Here is an 18,298-nt window from a genome sequence, read left to right as displayed (position 1 = left end):
GAAATAATTCCAATGACAACGCCAAATAGAATTCCGTACTTCAAACCGGAAAAGGTCGGTTTTTTTTCGAACGAGACGAAGTGGAAAAAGGACGTCTGCAAACCGCTGAATAATCCGCAGGCGCATGTTCTGATGGACAAGGCGCCCAAAGGATGGACGCAGCCCCCGCCGCCACCCAAGGCCGAGGACCCGGAGGCCGTCAACAAGGCTGAGAAGACGACCGAAAAGCAACTTCCGGATCCGCCGAAGCCCGCCGCGCCGGTAAACAACGAGGGTGACGAGGACGACGACTGCGGCACGCCGCCGCCGTTCGATATGCTCGACATTCCCGATGCGATGGAGAAGATGGGTTTTCATGTCGCCGCCAAGTTGGCTCGGCGGTGGTTTAACGGACGTAAATATATTCTTCCAGCCAAGAAGACGGAATCGTACCCCGGCGATATGGTCGATACCGCGACGGTGACGTTGGAATTCACGCTAAAGTATGGTGGTGCGGAGGCAAAGCTCAGGACTTTGCTTAACAAATCTATATACAGCACTAATGCGACAAATGCATTGAGAAGAATTGCGCGTCGGGTAGTTGAGCGGCAGTTTGTCGATGATGGCATTGCCTTTACCGGTGATATAGATGCGTGGAAATTATCCGGGGGCAAGATTCAGGACTTTCATAAGGAATATCAATTTCAATTGGAAAAGGTCACGAATCTGGAGACGATCGACAAGAATGGCGGGTTGACAGACTTGACGGCCTCGTTAGGGAATTTCTTTTATTTGGCTGCGCTCGCGAACGCGAAAGTGTATTCGGAGAAATATTACAAATATGCCGGGCCGACGCCGGAATATTGTTGTAAGTCGCGAGTCGAGGTGACGCATATATACGTATATGCGCGCGACAGCTATTCTTTTGCTGACAAGCCGGGCGGGACGGCGTCGCAATATCTCGGTCATTGGAATCGATACGGCGTCATCATGGTGCCGTCTGCTGTCGTTGCGGATCTTGTAAATGGTAGTGGTGAAAAAGGTGGAAACCTTCAATGGGGAAAGCATCCCGATACACCGCCCCTACCGCTTCTCTACGACAACGGCTTCAAGAAGCCGGTGGACGTTATAAATGGACTCTTTAAACGCAGCCTCAGAAAGCAAGATGTCTATTATCCCGTTTACAATAGTGATTACAATGTGTGGCGAGAAAAATATAATCGTGGAGGTGATTTTCTGATCTATTCCGATCGAAGAAAGGTGCAGCTTCCGAAGCCGATTCAGTTCACTTTGGAGGAAGTATGCAAGCCGGCGAAATGAAATGGGCCAAGGTGGCGCGGAAAGTTGTTTCGCGGTTTATGATTGCCGCTTTAGTGTTGTATGGTGTGGTATTTGTGCTTGATAGGAAATTTCCTGACAAATTTTACGAGTGCGAGCAAGATACAAAGGACTTAAACGGTGGCATCAGGAATTTCGATGGACGGGGGTTCAATATAGTTCTTTGCGGAACGGGTGGCGATGAAAGTCGAATGAATGACAAAATAAGATTGCAGATTTTTTCCGAAAGCGGCGAGTTGCTGGCGCAACGAAAATTCTATGTCGATTGGATGATGACGAATTGGCCGAGTAAGCTACAGTATGGGCCGGACTATTTGATCTACTACGACGCGTCTCAACAGGACAATTACGAGCATCGCATCAGCATGCCGCCCACTTGGTGGGATTGGGTCCGGGCTCGACTGCCGTTGCTGAACTAGCCCTCCGCTAGCTGCCGCCGTGAAAGATGTTCTGCGCGGCGATCGGCTGAGTCGGCGTGTCCGTGGGGCTAGCCGAGTATGCGCGTACGGCGAGGCGGGCAAAAACGCACCCGTGTAGCCTTGCGGTTGCTTTGCGCCGAAATGTGCGGTGGTCCCCCCGACAGGAATCGAACCTGTATCTAGCGCTTAGGAGGCACTTGTTCTATCCATTGAACTACGGGGAGGATGAGCGGGCCGGGCGGTGAGCCCGGATGCGCCAGCGCGCGCAGAGTATATCAAAGGCCGCGCCCGGCAATGCGATTCGCCTAACCGCGGCCCGCGCGGCCCTGTCGAATCCGCTCAGAATTCGACCACGGCGAACTCGCCCTTGCCCACATCGCACAGCGGGCAGCGCCAGTCGTCGGGAATGTCGGCGAAACGCGTACCCGGCGCGAGGCCTTCATCGGGCAGCCCTTCCTCTTCGTTGTACACCCAGCCGCAGATCAGGCAAACCCAGCTCTTATATTCGATCACGTCGCTCACAGCGTCCTACCCCAATTCATCTTCAAAAAATCGCTACCTTAGCGTCTCGCCGCTACGTCGCGGGGCCTGAAGGCGAGGCGAATTGTCGCATGCCTTGGCGATCGCCATCGGATGAGGCCGCCAAGCGCGCGATTTTACCGAACGGCTAGCGTGTGCCGGCTCCTGCGTCGCGGCCGGTACAATGGACGTTTCGATTTTTTGCAGGCGCGCTCCCTTCATGTCGCTTTATTCCATCGTCGACGCCCAGCTCGCGTTCGGCCACGTCGCACTGCTCGATCACGCCGATTTCTCGCTCGAGGCCGGCGAACGCGTTGGGCTCATCGGGCGCAACGGCGCGGGCAAATCGTCGCTGCTCAAGATCGTCGCCGGCCTCATGCAGCCCGACGACGGGCTCGTCACGCGCCAGCAGGATCTGTCCACCGTGTACGTGCCGCAAGAGCCCGAATTCGATGCGCAAGCTTGCGTCTTCGATACCGTCGCGGCGGGCCTCGCACAGGTGCGCGCCTCGCTCGACGAATACGACGCCGTCGCCCATGCGCTCGCGGCCACGCCCGAGGGCGGCGAGCACGACGCGCTGCTCGCGCGCATGAACACGCTCCAATCGGCGCTCGACGCGGCTAACGCGTGGAACTGGCGCACGCGTGTCGCCACGACCATCGCGCAATTGAACCTGGACGGCGATGCGCGCGTCGGCGCGCTCTCGGGCGGAATGCAAAAACGGGTGGCGCTCGCCCAGGCGCTCGTCGTCGATCCCGACGTTCTCCTGCTGGACGAACCCACCAACCACCTCGATTTCGACGGCATCCGCTGGCTCGAGGAACTGCTCGTCGGCTCGCGCGCCGGCTTGCTGTTCATCACGCACGATCGCGCCTTTCTCGATCGCGTCGCCACCCGGATCGTGGAACTGGATCGCGGCAGGCTGTTGTCATACCCGGGGAATTTTTCCGCTTATCAGACGCGTAAGGCGCAACAGCTCGAAATCGAGCGCGTCGAGAACGAGAAGTTCGACAAGCTGCTGGCGCAAGAGGAAGTATGGATCCGCAAAGGCGTCGAGGCCCGCCGCACACGCAGCGTGGGGCGCATCGGGCGGCTCGTCGAAATGCGGCAGCAGCGCGCCGAACGCCGTAACGTGCAAGGCAACGTGAAGCTCGACGTGGGGCAGGGCGAGCGCTCGGGCAAGATCGTCGCCGAACTCACCGACGTCATCAAACGCTACGGCGAGCGCACGGTCGTCGATCGGTTCTCCACGACGGTCATGCGCGGCGACAAAATCGGGTTCATCGGTCCGAACGGCGCCGGGAAAACCACGCTGCTCAAGCTCATTCTCGGCGAGATCGCGCCCGACGAAGGCACGGTACGCGTCGGCACCAACTTGCAGGTGGCCTACTTCGATCAGATGCGCGCTCAGCTCGATCAGGAGAAGAGCCTGGCCGATACGATCAGCCCAGGTAGCGACTGGATCGAAGTGAACGGCACGCGCAAGCATGTCATGAGCTATCTCGGCGATTTCTTGTTCGCGCCCGAGCGGGCGCGCGCTCCCGTGAAGTCGCTTTCGGGCGGCGAGCGCAATCGGCTCTTGTTGGCGCGGCTGTTCGCGCGGCCCGCGAACGTGCTCGTGCTCGACGAGCCGACGAACGATCTCGATATCCCCACGTTGGAACTGCTCGAGGAGCTGCTGGCCGATTATGACGGCACGGTATTGCTCGTCAGCCACGATCGCGCCTTTCTCGATAACGTCGTGACGTCGGTGATCGCGTCGGAAGGGGCGGGCCAGTGGCGCGAGTATGTGGGGGGCTTTACCGACTGGCAAACGCAAAGCGAGCGTGCGCAGCGGCTCGCGCTCGAGGTTGCCGCCAAGAACGCCCCCAACAAGGCTGCGCCGTCCGAGGCGGCGCCCAAGGAGAGCGCGGCGGGCCGCAACGCGCAGCGCACGGTCAAGCTTTCGTTCAAGGAACAACGCGAGCTGGAGGCGCTGCCCGAGACGATCGCCGCGCTCGAGGCGGAGCAAAAGGCGATCGGGGCCCAATTGGAGGACGGTTCGATCTTTGCGCGCGACGCGAAGGAAGGCGCGCGGCTGACCGAACGCTATGCCGCGATCGACGACGAACTGCTCGCCGCGCTGGAGCGCTGGGAGGCGCTCGAAGCCAAGCGCAAATAGGGCGGCCGGCGGTGCCGGTCGCGCGTCGCTGCGCATGCGCCGTCTCTCCCGGAAAGGCGGACGGCAAGCCGCCCGCCCGGCGTCCACTGCCTGGTTATGGCGGTCCGTTCGGCCAATGGCCATCCTGACGAATTGCCGCGCGAAACGAAACCAGTAAAATACGCCGCGACTATGGCGGACGGGCATCCGGCGCCGCCGGCCGCGCTCGCTTTGCGAGCACGCCGGCTGCTCCCGTTGTTTCCATTCGCTTTTTTTGAACTTTCAACGCTTTGTCCACGCGGATATCCACACGCGCTGTGGACAACGACCTACACGAGACCATGTCCACGAAAAAGCCAAGCGCCGCATACAGCGAGGCGTCGATCAAGGTGCTCAAAGGGCTCGAGCCGGTCAAGCAGCGGCCGGGCATGTACACGCGCACCGAGAATCCGCTGCACATCATTCAAGAAGTGATCGACAACGCGTCCGACGAGGCGCTAGGCGGCCACGGCCGTCAAATCACAGTCACGCTCCATGCCGATCAGTCCGTTTCCGTCGACGACGACGGGCGCGGCATCCCCTTCGGGCTGCATCCCGACGAAGGCGTGCCGGTGGTCGAAATCGTCTTCACGCGTCTGCACGCGGGCGGCAAGTTCGACAAGGCGGCCGGCGGTGCCTACACGTTCTCGGGCGGCCTGCACGGCGTGGGCGTCTCGGTCACGAACGCTTTGTCGTCGCGGCTGGACGTCACGGTGTGGCGCGAGGGCAAGGTGGCCCAAGTCGGCTTCGCGCACGGCGAGGTCGTGCGCGCGTTGACCGTGCGCCCCATCGAACGCGGCGAAAAGCGCTCGGGCACGCGCGTCACGGCGCTGCCCGATCCGAAGTACTTCGATTCGGCGAACCTGCCGCTCGGCGAACTGCAGCGCCTGCTGCGCTCCAAGGCGGTCTTGCTGCCGGGTGTCGAAGTGGTGCTCGTCAACGAAAAAACGGGCGAGCGCCAAAGCTGGAAATACGATGACGGCCTGCGCGGCTATTTGCTCGAAGGCATGGCCGGCAGCGAGCTGTTGATTCCGCTGTTCGAGGGCGAGCGCTATGCCGATAACTCGCGGTCGAACGAAGATGCGTTCGCGGAAGGCGAAGGTGCCGCTTGGGTCGTGGCATGGAGCGAAGAGGGCCCGCTACAGCGCGAGTCGTACGTGAACCTCATCCCCACGCCGGCAGGCGGCACGCACGAATCCGGCTTGCGCGACGGGCTGTTTCAAGCGGTCAAGAGTTTCGTCGAGCTGCACAACCTGCAACCGAAGGGCGTGAAGCTGTTGGCCGAAGACGTCTTCGCGCGCGTGTCGTTCGTGCTATCGGCGAAGGTGCTCGATCCGCAATTCCAAGGACAGATCAAGGAGCGCTTGAACAGCCGCGATGCGGTCAAGCTCGTGTCCTCGTTCGCGCGCCCTGCACTCGAGCTTTGGCTCAATCAGCATGTCGAGCACGGCAAGAAGCTCGCCGAGCTGGTCATCAAGCAGGCACAAGCGCGTACGCGCGCCGGTCAGAAGGTGGAAAAGCGCAAGAGTTCGGGCGTGGCCGTGCTGCCGGGCAAGCTGACCGACTGCGAATCCACCGATATCTCGCGCAACGAACTGTTCCTCGTCGAGGGCGATTCGGCGGGCGGCTCGGCCAAGATGGGCCGCGACAAGGAATTCCAGGCGATCCTGCCGCTGCGCGGCAAGGTGCTCAACACGTGGGAAACCGAGCGCGACCGCCTGTTTGCGAACAACGAGGTGCACGACATCTCGGTGGCCATCGGCGTCGATCCGCACAACCCCGACGACACCGTCGACTTGTCGAATCTGCGCTACGGCAAGATTTGCATCTTGTCGGATGCGGACGTGGACGGCGCGCATATCCAGGTGCTGTTGCTCACGCTGTTCTTCAAGCATTTCCCGCAACTGATCGAACGCGGGCACGTTCACGTCGCGCGGCCGCCGCTGTTTCGCGTGGACGCGCCCGCGCGCGGCAAGAAGCCCGCGCAAAAGCTCTATGCGCTCGACGAAGGCGAACTCGAAGCGATACTGGACAAGCTGCGCAAAGACGGCGTGCGCGAAACGCAATGGTCGATCAGCCGGTTCAAAGGGCTCGGCGAAATGAGCGCCGAGCAACTGTGGGATACGACGATGAACCCCGATACGCGGCGCCTTATGCCCGTCGCGCTCGGCGAACTCGAATACGAAGGCACCGTCTCGCGCATGACGATGCTGATGGGCAAGGGCGAAGCCGCGGCGCGCCGCAGCTGGCTAGAAGAGAAAGGCAACGAAGTCGAAGCCGATATCTGAGGCCCGCGTATTGGCGAGTGCCCTGAGTTCCCCTAAACACGGACAATATTCTCGATGGATCAACAAGACGATCTGTTCGCACCGGCTGCGACGCCCGACGGCGAGTCGCTGACGCTCGGTCACTACGCCGAGCGCGCTTATCTCGACTACGCGGTGAGCGTCGTCAAAGGCCGTGCGCTGCCCGACGTTTGCGACGGACAAAAGCCCGTGCAACGCCGCATTCTGTTCGCGATGAACGAAATGGGCCTCGCGGCCGACGCGAAGCCTGTCAAATCCGCACGCGTCGTCGGCGACGTGCTCGGCAAGTATCACCCGCACGGCGATCAATCGGCCTACGATGCGCTCGTTCGCCTGGCACAAGATTTTTCGATGCGCTATCCGCTCATCGACGGCCAGGGTAACTTCGGTTCGCGCGACGGCGACGGCGCGGCGGCGATGCGATACACGGAAGCCCGCCTGACGCCGATCGCGAAGCTGCTGCTCGAAGAGATCGACGAGGGCACCGTCGATTTCGCGCCGAACTACGACGGTTCGTTTCAGGAGCCGAAGCTGTTGCCCGCGCGTTTGCCGTTCCTGCTTCTTAACGGCGCGTCGGGTATCGCTGTGGGCTTGGCGACGGAAATTCCTTCGCACAATCTGCGCGAAGTCGCCGCCGCGGCGGTAGCGATGATCCGCCACCCGAAGATCTCGCATGCGGAGTTGATGGAAATCATGCCCGGGCCCGATTTCCCCGGCGGCGGTCAGATCATCTCGAGCGCGGCCGAAATTGCGGCGGCCTACGAGACGGGACGCGGCAGCCTGAAGGTGCGGGCACGCTGGAAGATCGAAGATCTCGCGCGCGGCCAATGGCAACTCGTCGTGACCGAATTGCCGCCCAGTACCTCGGGCCAGAAGGTGCTCGAGGAAATCGAAGAACTCACGAATCCGAAGATCAAGCTCGGCAAGAAATCGCTCACGCCCGAACAGCTGCAAACGAAGCAAACGATGCTCGCGCTGCTCGATGCCGTGCGCGACGAATCGGGTAAGGACGCGCCGGTGCGGCTCGTGTTCGAGCCGAAGTCGAGCCGCATCGACCAGACCGAATTCGTCCATTCTTTGCTCGCGCATACGAGCCTCGAATCGAACGCGGCGCTGAACCTTGTCATGATCGGAGCCGACGGACGCCCCCGGCAAAAAGGGATCGCCGAGATCCTGCACGAGTGGATCGGATTCCGCTTCGCGACGGTCACGCGCCGGACGCGGCACCGGTTGACGAAGGTCGACGATCGCATCCATATTCTCGAAGGCCGGATGATCGTCTTCCTGAATATCGACGAGGTCATCCGCATCATCCGCGAATCGGATGAGCCGAAGGCGGCGTTGATGAGCGCGTTCGGTTTGAGCGAGCGGCAAGCCGAAGACATTCTCGAAATCCGGCTGCGGCAATTGGCGCGGCTCGAGAAGATCAAGATCGAGAAGGAACTCGCCGCTCTGCGTGAAGAGAAGACCAAGCTCGAAGAGCTGCTCGCGAACGAATCCTCGATGAAGCGCCAAATCATCAAGGAGATCGAAAGCGACGCCAAGCAATACGGCGACGAGCGGCGCACGTTGATTCAGCAAGAAAAGCGCGCGACGTTCGAAGCGCGTGTGGTCGACGAGCCGGTGACGGTGGTCGTGTCGCAGCGCGGCTGGGTGCGTGCGCTCAAGGGGCACGGGCTCGACGTGGCCAGCTTCACGTTCAAGGACGGCGATAGCTTGTACGCAGCGTTCCAATGCCGCACGCCCGACATGCTGATCGCGTGGGGCAGCAAGGGGCGCGTGTACTCGGTTCCCGTGTCGGCGTTGCCGGGCGGGCGCGGCGACGGTGCGCCGGTGACGTCGTTCATCGATCTCGAAGCGGGGACGCACCTCATGCACTACTACGCGGCCAGCGTGGAGCAGTTGCTGCTGCTCGCGTCGAGCAACGGGTATGGGTTCGTTGCGCGCGTTGGCGACATGGTGAGCCGCGTCAAGGCCGGCAAGTCGTTCATGACGATCGACGAAGGGGCGCAACCGTTGGCGCCGATGCCCGTGCTGCCACAAGCGAGCCAAGTGGCATGCTTGTCGAGCACAGGACGCCTGGCCGTGTTCGGCTTCGACGAAATGAAATCGCTCACGGCCGGTGGCCGAGGCATCATCCTAATGGGGCTCGACGAGGGTGAGAAGTTGGCGCAGGCTTTGGCCATCACACCGGTCGGCGTCGTGCTCCTTGGAACGGGGCGCGGTGGCAAGGCGCAGGAAGAGCGGCTCGCGGGTAGTGCGCTCGCGCCTCACGTCGGCAAGCGCGCGCGCCGCGGACGCGCCCCGGATACGCGTTTGAAGATCACGGCATTGCGGCCCTCGCTGGATTGAGGCTCGGGCATGACCGGCGCTCGCTTGTGGGCGCCGGAACGTTACGCTCCCATTCTTGGAGACTCCTATGTCATTGTCGATTGCGATCGACGTTGCACTGTTCGCACACTTGGCCGCTGTCGCCGTTTGGATCGGCGGCATGGTGTTCGCGCATTTTTGTCTGCGTCCGGCGCTGGCCGACGTGTCGCCTCAGCTTCGGTTGCCGTTGATCGAGGCGGTATTCGGCCGGTTCTTCAATTGGATCGGCGCATCCGTGATCGCCATTCTGATTTCGGGTGGCTTCATGATGATGCGCTTCGGCGGGGCGAAGGCGCCTTGGCAAATTCACCTCATGGCGGCGCTGGGCGTCGTGATGATGCTGATCTTCGGGCATGTGCGCTTTGCGGTGTTCCCGCGCATTCGTCGTGCCGTGCAAGCGCAGCGCTGGCCGGACGGGGCGCGTGCCGTCGACGTGATGCGCCGGCTCGTCCTGGCCAATCTCGTGCTCGGCATCGCGACGATCGTCGCGGCCGTGCTGTCGCGCGGGTTCTGAAGGGCGTTCGATCGGACAACCGTAGACCGTGTAGCGGGCGGTCGGTGCGCCCGCAACGATTACCGCATGTTGCAGGCAAGCCGCTCGCGAGCGCATTGCGCGATACTTAAGGCTTTACGGGTAATCCGACGATGCCCCCCTCCGATTCACCGACGCATGCGCAAAGCGACGGCTTAGGCCTTGCGCCGCGCATTTCGCCTTCGGCGCTGTTCCGTACGTTCGCCGAAATGAGCCTGTACGGCTTCGGCGGCGTCATGCCCTGGGCTCGACGGATGCTCGTCGATCGGCGACGGTGGTTGGACGACCGCGAATTTGCCGAACTGCTCGCGATCGGGCAGATTCTCCCTGGCCCCAACATCTGCAACATGGCTGTGATCGTCGGCTATCGGCACGCGGGTTGGCGCGGTTCGCTGGCGGCGGCCACCGGTTTGATGTCCGCGCCGTTCGTCATCGTGCTCGTGCTGGGCGCACTCTACCATCGCTTCGGTGCGATGCCCGCCGTGCAAGGCGCGCTACGCGGGATGATGGCCGTGGCTGCGGGGCTCGTACTGATGACGGGCGTCAAGCTCGCGCAGAGCCAGCCCCGGACGGCGCGCGGGCTCGTGTTCGGGTTGTTGTCGCTGACAGCCGTCGGCATCCTCCATTTGCCGCTCGGCTGGGTCATGCTTGTGCTGATTCCCGCCGCGCTCGTCGTCGAATGGCGGGCTCGGCGATGATCCTATTCGAGCTTGCATGGCGCTTCGCGCTGGTGTCGGCGATCGCGTTCGGCGGTGCGACGGCGGTCGTGCCGGAAATGCACCGGTTTCTCGTCGATCAGCATCATTGGATCGACGATACGACGTTCACCGCACTGTTCGCGATCTCTCAGGCGTCGCCGGGGCCGAACGTCCTGTTTGTCGCGCTGTTCGGCTGGCAGGTCGCGGGCCTTGCCGGCGCGATCGTTTCGACGTTGGCGATGTGCGGTCCCTCGTCGGTCTTCGCGCTGGCGTTCGAACATTACACGGGCGCACACCGCGAGGCACGCTGGATGACGGTTTTCCGGCGGGCGCTCGCGCCCTTGACGATCGGTCTGCTGTTGGCAACGGGGGCGATTCTGGCGCAAGGTGCCGACCGTTCGGCGGCGACCGTTGCCTTGACGATTGCGACGGTGGCCGTCGGGCTCAGCACGAAACTCAATCCGCTTTGGCTGATCGCGGCGGGCGCGCTGCTCGGCGTGCTCGGTTACGCGTGAGCCCCACCCCCACGCAGCCGCACCGACGCATGACGCATGAGGCCTAGCGAAGCAGATGCGCGGCGCCGTAGGTCGCGGCAACGATCGCATAGACCGCATACACGGGCATTTTGAATCGCGCCAGACACACGAGCGCGAAAGCGGCCGTCACGATGTGCGCGGGCTCATGAGGCAAGTGCTCGCCGATACGCACGACGGCCGTCAGCAGAAAGGCGGTCGTCGAGGCGCGCAGCACGCGCATGCCGTGTTCGAAGCGCGCGTTCGCTTCGAGCCGATGCAGATGCCGGCGCGCGAAGACGATCAGCATGCCGGAGGGCACGAACATCGACAGCGTGGCCGTCACCGCGCCCACCCAGCCGTGCACGAGATAGCCGAGAAACGGCACGACATTGAGCAGCGGGCCCGGGGAGGCCGGCGAGAGCGCGAAGGCGAGGGTGAACTCGCGAGCGGTGATGCCGACCTCCGGCGTTTCGAACAACGCCTTCAGTACGGGCAGCGCGGAAAACCCGCCGCCGAACAGCGTCATGCCGGCGCCAGCCAGACGCGGCCACAGGAGGTGGCCTGCGTAATCGGCCGGGAACGGTGCCGCGAACAGCGCGATCAGGGCGAGCACCGCGAGCGCGAAGAGCTTGTCCACCGGCCCGAGCGAGATCTCCAGCTTGCCGCCGCGCGCCGGGCTTGCCAGCCAGCCGGCCGAGAACGCGGCTGCGAGCAACAGCACGAACGAAGCGGTGCCGTGGACTGTCAGCAAGACGATGCACGCGAGCACCGCCGCTACCCATTCCAGCGGTTCGTGCACGAGCACGCGCGTTTGCCGGTACCAGGTAATGCCGATCAGGACCGCCAGGACGACGGCGAAATGATCGATCAAGCCGGGCGCCGCGAGCGTGTGAATGAATGAGGCTTGATAGAAGGTGGCCAAGGCCGTCATCGTGCAGAAAAACGGCAGCACGGCGGCGATGCCGGCGATGCACGCGCCTAAGCGCCCGCGCAGGGCATAGCCGACTTGCACGGCGACGCTGCAACCCACGGCCCCCGGTGTCATCCAGGAGAGCGCGACGAAATCGGAGTATTGGACTTGGGTGAAGCGCCGCTCGCGCACGACGTAATGAAGTTCGAGCTGGGCCATCAGCGCAAGCCCGCCCCAGGAAAGCGCCGACAGGGCGAAGACGACGCGAAACAGCGTCCACAGCGGCTCAAGGCCCGCGCTGCGCGCCGGTTCGGCATGCGCCGCTGTCTCGGGGGTAGCGGCGGTACGCGCGGCGCGCGCAGTGCGTCTGCGGCGCGTGTTCGCATCGGCCATCGGTCGGTCCTTCCGTTCGCTCCTGCATCGTGCGCCAGCGCGCTCGCGCGCTTACGCCGATTGTTTGCTTGTGCTCGTGTTCTTCTGGCTCTGCCCCGGCGCACCGAACGGCTGTTGCGTGTCGCATACGCCGAAGCGCTCCAGCAACGCGGGAATGCCGTCCGCCGGCACCGGCCGCGAGAACAGGAAGCCCTGCGCTTGAATGTTGCCGAGCGCCGAGAGCCAGGCGATCTGCTCCTCGGTTTCCGTGCCTTCGACGACCACGGTCAAGCCGAGCGAGCGCGCTAGATTGACGATCGCGGACACCATGACGCACACGCTGCGGTCGGCCGGGATCGCTTGGACGAACGAGCGGTCGACCTTCAACGTGTCGACCGAGAACCGGTTCAAGTACGACAGCGACGAATAGCCGGTGCCGAAATCGTCGAGGGCGATGCCGACACCGAGCCGCTTGAGCGCCACGATTTTCTCGGAGACGAGTTCGGGATACTCCATCATCGCCGTCTCGGTGATCTCGAGTTCGAGCCGGTGGGCGGCGATGCCGGTGTCTTCGATGGCGCGCGAAATCGTCTCGTACAAATCGCCACGCCAGAACTGTACCGCGGAGATGTTGACGGCGAGCGACAGCGATTCGTAGCCGTCGCGTTGCCACGCCGCCAATTGGCGGCAGGCGGTTTCGATCACGAAGTCGCCGATCGGCACGATGAGGCCCGTCGATTCGGCCACGGGGATGAACTCGCTGGCGGAGATGACGCCTTGCTGCGGATGGTTCCAGCGCGCCAGCGCTTCGAAGCCCGTAATGCAGCGCCGTGCGAGATCGATCTTCGGCTGGTACACGAGGAAGAGTTGATTGTCGCCTAGCGCCACGCGTAGCTGCTGTTCCCACTGCATCAGATGATCGGCGCGGTGCGACAAATGCGGCGAGTAGAACTGATAGCAATTTTTGCCGGCATCCTTCGCGCTGTACATGGCGAGGTCGGCCTTTTTCAGCAGGTCGATTTCGCTTTCGCTGCCGACCGAGTACAGGGCGATGCCGATGCTCGCGTGCAGGACGAACGAGGTGCCGCGCACGTCGAACGGGTGCTCGAACATTTCCCGCAGGTTCTCGGCCAGTTGCACGGCTTGGCGTTCGACGTCGCCGCCCTTGAGCACGACGACGAATTCGTCTCCGCCGATCCGCGACAGCACGCCCGTGGCGCCGACGGCGTCCGATAGGCGCGAGGCGGTCATCTGCAGGACGATGTCGCCGGCATTGTGCCCGAGCGTGTCGTTGACGGTCTTGAAGTTATCGAGATCGATGAACAGAATCGCGAGCCGTCCGACGTTGCTTGGGTCGCCTACGTCCTGTCGTAGTCCTTGCATCGTGGCGTAACGATTGCGCAGGCCCGTGAGCAAATCGTATTCGACAAGGTGCGTCATTTCGCGCTCGCGGCCCAGCAGCTTGCCGATGAGCCCTGTCGCGACGGCGAAGAAGCCCAGCATCGCTAGCGAGATGAAGCTCGCCATCAGCAGGTAGACGTTGCGCGTATGGTTGTAGTCGGCGAATTCTTCCGCCTCGGACAACCCGACGAGCACGCCCATTGGGTAGCCGTCGATGTGCCGGTACGAGACGATGCGCCGCACGTGGTCGATCGGATCGACCATCGTACCCGAGACGTGTTCGGAGATGGGGTAAGTGCCGCTGGCCGAGAACGCGCCGGCCGGGTCGCGGGCGATGCCGGTGCGGCGCGCGAGCACCGCGCCGTTGTCGGAGATGACCGCGATCACGCCGTCCTTGCCTATCGCCGCGTTGTTGTAGAAATCGCTGGTGAAGTAGCTCGGATCCTCCGAGACGACCACGACGCCGGCGAACGATCCGTCCGGGTGGTTCAAGCGGCGGGTCATCTGCAGCGTCCACTGGTGCGATACGCGGCCGAGCACCGGCTTACTGATGTAGAGCTGGTCGTCGTTTTCGTGCTCGTGCACTTTGAAGTGCTCGCGATCGGACAAGTCGATCGGCGTCGGGTTGGGCTCGGCCGTGCTGGAGGTCAGAATGCCGTGCTCGTTGATGATCGACACTTGCACGAGCGTATCGCTTTGCACGACGCCTTTTTCGACCGTGCCGGCCAAATCGAAGCGTCCGGGGCTCTTTTCGTACTCGTACTTGACGAAACGGGTGATCTGATCGACTTGGTGAATCGCCTTGACGGTGTGCTGCTCGAGCGCGGCGGAAAGAATCGCGGCCGACGCCGTCGCCTCCCGGTAAGTGGAATCGCGTTCGACCGACAGCCGCGCCGAAATCACCGTCCACAGCAGCGCGAGCACGAGCACCCCCAACGCCGGGATCGCGATCAGCGCGCGACGGCGTGAGCCCGCGGCGTTCGATCGCGTGCGGGTGTCTCTCGTGGAATGAAGCCGGGCGAAATTCATCGGGGCAGTAGGTGATTGGGCAGGCTTCGAATACCGCAGACGTTCCTCATCGAGGATATTACTGAATGGATAAAAATTAAGATAGCGTCCGTTTATCGGGTAAACGTTCGTCGCGGCAGGCACGATTTCGGCAATGGTATTCCTCTTTTGCCTTTACCGACGTCGGGCTCGCCCGTGCAGCCGCGTCTTGCAAGGCGCAAGCCGCATGCTCGGCGCGCGCAGCCGGCCGCGAGGACGGATGCCGCGACGGCCGCTTAGCTCAAATGGGTATTTCGCGTCATGGAAGACCGGCGCCAGCCGCCGGGGGCGGCTGGCTCTCGGCAGACTGTCAGGTGCTTGGCGAGAGCGAGAAATGGGGCGTGCGGGCAGCCTCAGGGCCGCTGGAAGGTGCCGTCGACGAGGGTGGTCGAGTGTCCGCCGATCCAAATGGCGCCGTTCTCGCCATACTCGACGGCCACGCGCCCCTCGCGGCCGATCGCCGTGCCTTGCCGCACCGTATAACGGGCGCCAGGCCGGCGCCCGTGCAGGTCGAACAGGCAGGCGAGGCCCGCGTTGGCGCTGCCGGTGACGGGATCTTCGTAGATGGCGAACTCGCTGTCGATGACGATGCAGCGCACTTCGAGCGTCGCCGGGCCGCTCGGCGCGTGCGGTGCGTAAAACGCGAGCCCCGTCATCCCTACTTTTTGTACGATCCGCGCCATGGCGGCCGGATCGGGGGCGATCGAGACGCAAGCCTCGGGTGTCGCGAGGCCTACCGCCAACCATGGGGTGCCGTTGTCGATACAGCACGGCGCCATGTCGACGAAATCGATCTCATCGCTTCGGAGCGCGGCCTCGAGCGCCTGCAAATCGTCGACCCCAAGCGGCGCGATGCGCGCGTGCGGCGCGGCGAACGCCATCGAACCGTCGTCGCGCAGCGCGACCTCGATGTGCCCGGCGCCGCATTGCTGAACGAGCCGGCCCGGTTGTCGCGGCCGATACCCGCTCTCGATCAGCGCGTGCGCCGTGCCGAGCGTCGGATGGCCCGCGAACGGCAGCTCGTACGCCGGTGTGAAGATGCGCACGAGATAGTCGGAGCAGGGATCGGTCGGCTGGCAGACGAACGTCGTTTCCGACAGGTTCGTCCACCGGGCGATCGCTTGCATCTGGCTGTCGGATAGGCCATCGGCGTCGAAGACGACGGCCAGCGCGTTGCCTTTGAACGGCGTTTGCGAGAAGACGTCGACTTGCTTGAAGCGGACTGGGCGCGTGCTCATCGACGTGCTCCGAACGAGGCGAGTTAAGGCGCGATAGGCGAGTTAAGCGACCTCGGCGATCAGCTCGATCTCGACGCACGAACCGGTCGGGATTTGCGCGACACCGAATGCCGAGCGCGCATGCTTGCCGGCGTCGCCGAAGATTTCGCCGAACAGCTCGGACGCGCCGTTCGTGACGAGGTGTTGCTCGGTGTATTCGAGCGTCGAATTCACGAGGCTCATCACCTTCACGATGCGCTTGATGCGGTTCAAGTCGCCCGTATGGGCATGCAGCGTGGCGAGCAAATCGATGGCGACCGAGCGGGCGGCGACCTTGCCTTCGTCGGTCGTCATGTTCGCGCCGAGCTTGCCGACCCAGGGCTTGCCGTCCTTCTTGGCCGTGTGGCCCGACACGAAGACGGTGTTGCCCGTCTGCACGGCCATGACGTAGGCCGCTGCCGGCGTGGCGCTGGCGGGCAGTTCGATGCCCAGTTGCTTGAGCTTGTCGTAGACGTTTTGGTTTGCCATGTCGGTTCCTTGAACGTTGGATGAGGTTCGGTTGAAAGAGTCGGCGCTTCGCCGAGCCCGCCCTTGCCGTGACGACGAGGGCGGGCGAGAACGGTTACAGGCGCTCGCGGATCAGCTTGGCCAGGCGGGCGATCCCTTCGTCGATGCGCGCCGGCGGCACCGTGACGAACGACAGACGCAGTGCGCTGTGATCGGCATCGTTCGCATAGAACGGCGCACCCGGTACGAATGCGACGTTTTCGGCGATGGCCGCCTCGAGCAGCTTCATCGTATCGATGTGCTTCGGCAGGCTCGCCCAGATGAACATGCCGCCTTCGGGTCGGTTCCACGTCACGCCTTCGGGCATATGGCGTTCGAGCGCCGACAGCATCGCCGCGCACTGATCGCGGTAGAGCGCGCGGATCGTCGGGATGTGCTCGTCGAGGAAGCCGTCTTTGACGACTTCGTGCACGATGCGCTGCGTGAAGCTCGGCGTATGCAGATCGGTGGCTTGCTTGGCTTGCACGAGTTTGAAATGCAGCTCCTCGGGCGCGATGATGTAGCCCAGACGCAGCCCCGGTGCGAGCACCTTCGAGAACGAACCGCAATGGACGACGTGATCGGGTGCCATCGACAGTAGCGTCGGCAACGGCGCGCCGGCGTAGTCGAGCGCGCCGTACGGATCGTCCTCGATCACGGGGAACGGGCTCGTGCGGGCGAATTCGGCCAGCGCCCGGCGGCGTTCGAGCGGCAGACGGCGGCCCGTCGGGTTTTGGAAGTTCGGTTGCGCGTACAGCAAGCGAGCGCCTTCGGTCAACGCCGGGCTCAAGCCTTCGGGGATGAGGCCGTTTTCGTCGGTCGGCACTTGCACGTAGCGCGGCTCGTACATCGAGAACGATTGCAGCGCGCCGAGGTAGGTCGGCGTTTCGACGAGCACGGGACTGGCCGGATCGATCAGCACCTTGCCGAGCAGATCGAGCGCTTGCTGCGAGCCCGTCACGATGAGCACTTGGCTCGGGCGGATCGTTACGCCATTTTTGGAATAGCGTGCGGCGACCCACTCGCGCAGCGGTGCATAGCCTTCCGTCGCGCTGTATTGGAACGCGGCGGCCGGCGCGTCGCGCGTGACGCGCTCGCACGCCTCGCGCATGCGCTCGACGGGAAAGGTGACCGGCGAGGGCAAGCCGCCCGCGAACGAGATGACCTCGGGCCGTTCGGTGACTTTCAGGATCTCGCGGATGGCCGAGCTCGTGAGTTTGCGTGCGCGCTCGGAAATGCGCCAGTTCGTCGTGTGCGGCAGATCGCTGTGATCCATGAAACGTCTCCTTAGTCCTCGATGGTGGTTGAGTGGGTTTCCGTCGTCGATACCGAAACACGGGTAGCGTTTCGAGACGAGAGAAGCGCGATTATCGCGCAAGTCTCGTCGCGTTCGTTGCGTTTGTCGTGTTGGACGGTATCGGGCTCGTGCGCACGGCTGCCTTGCGGCCCAGCATCACGGTGGCGATGACGGCGGCGGCGAACAGCCACGTCGACGGCGCGACCGTTTCGCCGAAGAACAGCGAGGCGAATGCGATCGTGAAGAATATCTGTAATAGCTGAACTTGTCCCACTCGCGCCGTGCCGCCCATCGCCAATCCCGCGTACCAAGCGAAAAATCCGATGAATTGCGAGAACAGGGTCACGTAGCCGAACGCGAGCCACGTGCGCAGCGCGAGCGGCCCCGGATGAGCCAGGTGCTGCTGCCAGCCGAGCCACGCCACGGGCACGACGAGAAACGGGGCCGTCAGCACGAGTGTCCAGCAGATCACCTGCCAGCCGCCGAGTTCGCGTGCGACGCGTGCGCCTTCGGCATAGCCGAGCGCGCCGACGGCGACCGCCGCCAGCATGAATAGATCGCCCGCTTGGAACGCACCGCCGCCCGCGTGCAGGGCATAGGCGACGACGAGGGCGCTGCCGACGGCCGCGCTTGCCCAAAACGCCGGCGACGGC

15 protein-coding genes and 1 tRNA gene are annotated in these 18,298 nt (G+C 63.3%); 8 read left to right on the top strand and 8 right to left on the bottom strand.

The annotated features are described in order from the left end of the window. Nucleotides 1–12 precede the first annotated feature (12 nt). Both ACTHN9_RS05135 and ACTHN9_RS05130 read left to right on the top strand, forming a co-directional pair. Nucleotides 13–1,299 carry a DUF6402 family protein gene (locus ACTHN9_RS05135; protein WP_440535668.1) on the top strand — a complete coding sequence of 429 codons (1,287 nt, stop codon included), beginning with the start codon at nucleotides 13–15 and terminating at the stop codon, nucleotides 1,297–1,299. Continuing rightward, nucleotides 1,281–1,736, top strand: a complete 456-nt coding sequence (locus ACTHN9_RS05130) for a hypothetical protein (RefSeq protein WP_440535667.1) — start codon at nucleotides 1,281–1,283, stop codon at nucleotides 1,734–1,736. The genes ACTHN9_RS05135 and ACTHN9_RS05130 overlap by 19 nt, the downstream gene beginning before the upstream one ends. A gap of 149 nt (nucleotides 1,737–1,885) precedes the next feature. On the opposite strand, the gene ACTHN9_RS05125 is transcribed toward ACTHN9_RS05130, so the two are convergent. Next, a tRNA-Arg gene (locus ACTHN9_RS05125) sits at nucleotides 1,886–1,960 on the bottom strand. 115 nt (nucleotides 1,961–2,075) lie between these two features. Continuing rightward, complete coding sequence (locus tag ACTHN9_RS05120) at nucleotides 2,076–2,258, bottom strand: rubredoxin (protein ID WP_440535666.1); 183 nt, start codon at nucleotides 2,256–2,258, stop codon at nucleotides 2,076–2,078. Nucleotides 2,259–2,475: 217 nt separating this feature from the next. On the opposite strand from ACTHN9_RS05120, the gene ACTHN9_RS05115 reads away from it, so the two are divergent. The 6 genes from ACTHN9_RS05115 (at nucleotide 2,476) to ACTHN9_RS05090 (ending at nucleotide 10,855) form a co-directional block, all read left to right on the top strand. Continuing rightward, nucleotides 2,476–4,416 (top strand): ATP-binding cassette domain-containing protein, encoded by a 1,941-nt coding sequence (locus ACTHN9_RS05115; RefSeq protein ID WP_440535665.1) that lies wholly within the window; start codon nucleotides 2,476–2,478, stop codon nucleotides 4,414–4,416. Between the two features lie 320 nt (nucleotides 4,417–4,736). Continuing rightward, nucleotides 4,737–6,722, top strand: a complete 1,986-nt coding sequence (locus ACTHN9_RS05110) for a DNA topoisomerase IV subunit B (RefSeq protein WP_440535664.1) — start codon at nucleotides 4,737–4,739, stop codon at nucleotides 6,720–6,722. Between the two features lie 54 nt (nucleotides 6,723–6,776). Next, nucleotides 6,777–9,092 carry a DNA topoisomerase IV subunit A gene (gene parC / locus ACTHN9_RS05105; RefSeq protein WP_440535663.1) on the top strand — a complete coding sequence of 772 codons (2,316 nt, stop codon included), beginning with the start codon at nucleotides 6,777–6,779 and terminating at the stop codon, nucleotides 9,090–9,092. A gap of 73 nt (nucleotides 9,093–9,165) precedes the next feature. Continuing rightward, a complete protein-coding gene (locus ACTHN9_RS05100) occupies nucleotides 9,166–9,624 on the top strand; it encodes a CopD family protein (RefSeq protein WP_440535689.1) in 459 nt (152 codons plus the stop codon). Between the two features lie 131 nt (nucleotides 9,625–9,755). Further along, the gene (locus ACTHN9_RS05095) at nucleotides 9,756–10,340 is read left to right on the top strand and encodes a chromate transporter (protein ID WP_440535662.1); all 585 of its coding nucleotides are present in this window, start codon (nucleotides 9,756–9,758) and stop codon (nucleotides 10,338–10,340) included. Further along, a complete protein-coding gene (locus ACTHN9_RS05090; protein WP_440535661.1) occupies nucleotides 10,322–10,855 on the top strand; it encodes a chromate transporter in 534 nt (177 codons plus the stop codon). The genes ACTHN9_RS05095 and ACTHN9_RS05090 overlap by 19 nt, the downstream gene beginning before the upstream one ends. A 43-nt stretch (nucleotides 10,856–10,898) precedes the next feature. Here the strand turns inward: ACTHN9_RS05090 and ACTHN9_RS05085 are convergent, their stop codons facing one another. From ACTHN9_RS05085 to ACTHN9_RS05060, 6 genes are all read right to left on the bottom strand, one after another. Then, entirely contained in the window at nucleotides 10,899–12,158 is a 1,260-nt protein-coding gene (locus ACTHN9_RS05085) for a chromate transporter (RefSeq protein ID WP_440535660.1), read from the bottom strand. Between the two features lie 51 nt (nucleotides 12,159–12,209). Continuing rightward, nucleotides 12,210–14,567, bottom strand: coding sequence for a bifunctional diguanylate cyclase/phosphodiesterase (locus ACTHN9_RS05080; protein ID WP_440535659.1), 2,358 nt, complete (start codon nucleotides 14,565–14,567; stop codon nucleotides 12,210–12,212). Nucleotides 14,568–14,938: 371 nt separating this feature from the next. Next, a complete protein-coding gene (locus tag ACTHN9_RS05075; RefSeq protein WP_440535658.1) occupies nucleotides 14,939–15,823 on the bottom strand; it encodes a PhzF family phenazine biosynthesis protein in 885 nt (294 codons plus the stop codon). Nucleotides 15,824–15,865: 42 nt separating this feature from the next. Further along, nucleotides 15,866–16,330, bottom strand: a complete 465-nt coding sequence (locus ACTHN9_RS05070; RefSeq protein ID WP_440535657.1) for a RidA family protein — start codon at nucleotides 16,328–16,330, stop codon at nucleotides 15,866–15,868. A 94-nt stretch (nucleotides 16,331–16,424) separates the two neighbouring features. Beyond that, entirely contained in the window at nucleotides 16,425–17,624 is a 1,200-nt protein-coding gene (locus tag ACTHN9_RS05065; RefSeq protein WP_440535656.1) for a PLP-dependent aminotransferase family protein, read from the bottom strand. A gap of 91 nt (nucleotides 17,625–17,715) precedes the next feature. After that, a partial coding sequence (locus ACTHN9_RS05060; protein ID WP_440535655.1) for a DMT family transporter occupies nucleotides 17,716–18,298 on the bottom strand: 583 nt, incomplete at its 5' end.

The organism is Trinickia sp. (assembly GCF_051953405.1).
Lineage (GTDB): Bacteria > Pseudomonadota > Gammaproteobacteria > Burkholderiales > Burkholderiaceae > Trinickia.
The sequence above is the reverse complement of the archived record's forward strand: the minus strand, read 5'-3'. Positions and strand labels throughout refer to the sequence as shown.